Below are 3137 nucleotides of genomic sequence, written 5' to 3' on the forward strand. Positions count from 1 at the left end.
GGGCGGGTGGTGTGGGCCGACCGAGAAAACCGTACGTACGTCTTGCTAGGGTGGGAAGGTGCGACTGCTTCCCGAACCGGGGCCGGCCCGGACCCTCGCCCTCTCCACCCTGGTCAACACCGTCGGGCGGGGCACCTGGCTGACCGTCAGCGCGCTCTTCCTGACCCGCTCGGTCGGCCTGTCGGTGGTCCAGGTCGGCCTCGGCCTCACCATCACCGCCCTGGTCGCCCTGGTGGCCAGCACCCCCATGGGCTACCTCGCCGACCGGCACGGCCCGCGCGGCATGCAGGTCGGCGCGCTGCTCGCCTCCGCCGCGTGCACCGCCGCCCTGGTGGCCGTCCGGTCGTTCGCCACCTTCCTGGTGGTCGGGGTGCTGATGGCGGTGGCCGACGCCGCCACCAGGGGTGCCCGGGGCGCGTTGATCGCCGGGGCTGTCCCCGCCGACCAGCGGGTCCGCACCCGGGCGTACCTGCGAGCGGTCACCAACGTCGGGATCTCCGTCGGCGCCGTGGTCGCCGGCGTCGGGCTCGCGGCCGACACCCGGGCCGGGTACGTCGCGCTGATCCTGCTCGACTGCGCCACGTACCTGCTCGCGGCGGCGATCCTGCTCCGGCTGGCGCCGATGCCGCCGGTGCCGGCCCCCGCACGTGGGCCACGGCTGATCGCCCTGCGGGACCGCCCGTTCCTCGCCTTCACCGTCCTCGACGGGCTGATGTCGATGCACTTCGGGCTACTCAACATCGCCCTGCCGCTCTGGGTCGCCGAGCACACCACCGCGCCGCGCTGGATCGTCTCGGCCTGCATGCTGGTCAACACGGTGATCGTGGTGTTCTTCCAGGTCCGCGCCTCACGCGGCACCGAGGAGTTGGCCGGGGCTGGGCGGGCCGCCCGGCGGGCCGGCGTGGTGATCGCGGTGGCCTGCACACTTTTCGCCGCTAGCGGGGGCGCGCCCACCCCGGTGGCGGTGGTGCTGCTGCTGGCCGGATCGCTGGTGCACGTCCTGGGTGAGCTGTGGCACTCCGCAGCCGGGTGGGGTATCTCGTTCGGCCTCGCCCCCGCCCACGCCCAAGGCCAGTACCAGGGGGCGTACGGGATGGGCATGCAGCTCGGCGGGATGGTCGCCCCGGTGGTGGTCACCAGCCTCGCGGTCGGCTGGGGGATGCCGGGCTGGCTGCTGCTGGGCGGGTTGTTCCTGCTGTTGGGGGCGCTGGTGCCACCGGTGGTGCGGTGGGCCGCTCGGAGCCGGCCGGTCGACGTCACGCCGCAGCCCGCAGCCGTCTGATCCGGTCGGCCCGCGCGCGTCCGCCCCCATCTGGCAGGCTGGTAACCGTGCTGACGGTGCCGGTACGCCAACTGGGGGAGTCGGAGCGCCGGGCGGTCGAGCGGCTGCTCGACCTCGACCCGATCGCGGGTGCGCAGGTCGCCGAGCGGGTCGCCGCCCGTGGCCTGGCCTGGTGGCGTGCCGAGGGGCGGGTCCTCGGGTACGGGTCACGGCGCCGTCTGGAGTCGATCTGCTGGCTGGGCGGCAACCTCACCCCGGTACTCGCCTCCGAGCCGGCCGTGGCCGCCTTCGCCGAGCAACTCGCCACCGAGGAACGGATCTGCTCGTCGATCGTCGGGCGGGCCGACGCGGTGCTCGGGCTCTGGGACCGGCTCTCGGCGTACTGGGGGCCGGCCCGGGACGTCCGTCCCCACCAGCCGTTACTGGTCACCGACGCGCTGCCCGAGGTTCCCGCCGACCCCCAGGTACGCCGGGTGCGCGGCGGTGAGGTGGACCTGATCTTCCCGGCGGCGGTCGCCATGTACACCGAGGAGGTCGGCGTGTCGCCGCTGGTCGAGGACGACGGACGGGCCTACCGGCGGCGGGTGGCCGACCTGGTCCGCTCCGGTCGGGCGTACGCGCGCCTCGTCGACGGCCAGGTGGTGTTCAAGGCCGAACTGGCGGTGGTGACCCGGCAGACCGCCCAGGTCCAGGGGGTCTGGGTGGCCCCGGAGTGGCGGGGGCGGGGCATCGCCACGGCGGCGATGGCCGCGGTGGTGCGTGACGCCCTGCTACGGGTCGCGCCCACGGTGAGCCTCTACGTCAACGACTTCAACCTGCCGGCCCGGCGGGTCTACGAGCGTTGCGGTTTCCGCCCGGTCGGCACCCTGGCCACCGTCTTGTTCTGACCACCCGCGTCAGCCCTCCCCGGGACTGCCCGGACGGTGGGGCTGCCCGCTCGGGGGCTACCGGCCGTGGACAGCCCGACGGTCGGTGCGTTCGCTGGTCCGACCTGGCGGCCTCACTGGGGCGGCGTCCGCTTGGGGGCGGCTGGCGGCAGGTTATGGGCTTTGGTCGTGTGGATCCTGCAGGATGCCGCAGGCTGTGAGAAGTGCCGCCAGGCATGGCGGAGATCACGCGTGCCTGACTTCCTGAACAAACCGTCCGGCGATACGCTGGACATGTTTTTATACTGACTAGTCAGTTCAAGGATGTCGGATGATGATTGTCGAGGCGCACGGGCTGGGGCTACGCACCCGCCGGGGCTGGGTGTTCCGGGGCGTCGACCTGACCGCCGAGGCGGGTGAACTGCACGCGATCACCGGGCCGCCCGGAAGCGGGCGTACCTCGCTGCTGCTCGCGCTCGCCGGTCGGTTCCGGTGCAACGCCGGTAGCCTGCGCGTCCACGGCCCGGCCGCGCTCGGTCAGGTCGCCGGAGTGCACGAGCCCGACCCCGCGCTCACCGTCGCCGAGCACATCGAGGAACGACTGCTGCTGCTCCGGCCGGTGCCACGCCGCCGCCGGCAACTGGTGCCGGTCGCCGCCCTGCGTACCCGGCGGGCGTACCGGCAAAACGCCCTGGCCACCGCGCTCGCCGGCGCCGGCTTCACCGGCGACGTACCGCTGGATCCGAACCTGCGCGGCCGGGACCTCACCCCCGTGCAGCGGCAGGTCCTCGGCCTGGTGCTGGCCACCCTGTGCGGGCCCAGCCTGATCGTCGCCGACGACGTGGACGCCGGCACGGACGCCGGCGAGCGGGCCTGGCTCTGGGCCGCGCTGGCCCGCCTCGCCGACCAGGGGTACGCCGTCGTCGCCAGCGCCCGCGCCGTCGAACCCGGCACCCGGGCGATCGTGCACCGCCTCGGTGACCCCGCCC

3 protein-coding genes are annotated in these 3137 nt (G+C 74.0%); all 3 read left to right on the forward strand.

The genetic code is table 11. The features are described 5' to 3' along the window. The first annotated feature begins 58 nt into the window (after positions 1 to 58). Positions 59 to 1282: an MFS transporter gene (locus E1166_RS30010; RefSeq protein WP_132343181.1), complete on the forward strand. Its 1224-nt coding sequence runs from the start codon at positions 59 to 61 to the stop codon at positions 1280 to 1282. 47 nt (positions 1283 to 1329) lie between these two features. Beyond that, positions 1330 to 2169, forward strand: coding sequence for a DUF4081 domain-containing GNAT family N-acetyltransferase (locus tag E1166_RS30015; protein WP_132343182.1), 840 nt, complete (start codon positions 1330 to 1332; stop codon positions 2167 to 2169). Positions 2170 to 2479: 310 nt separating this feature from the next. Further along, positions 2480 to 3137 (forward strand): ABC transporter ATP-binding protein (locus E1166_RS30020; protein WP_132343183.1); only part of this gene is annotated, 658 nt, incomplete at its 3' end.

The organism is Micromonospora sp. KC213 (genome assembly GCF_004348325.1).
Classification (GTDB): domain Bacteria; phylum Actinomycetota; class Actinomycetes; order Mycobacteriales; family Micromonosporaceae; genus Micromonospora.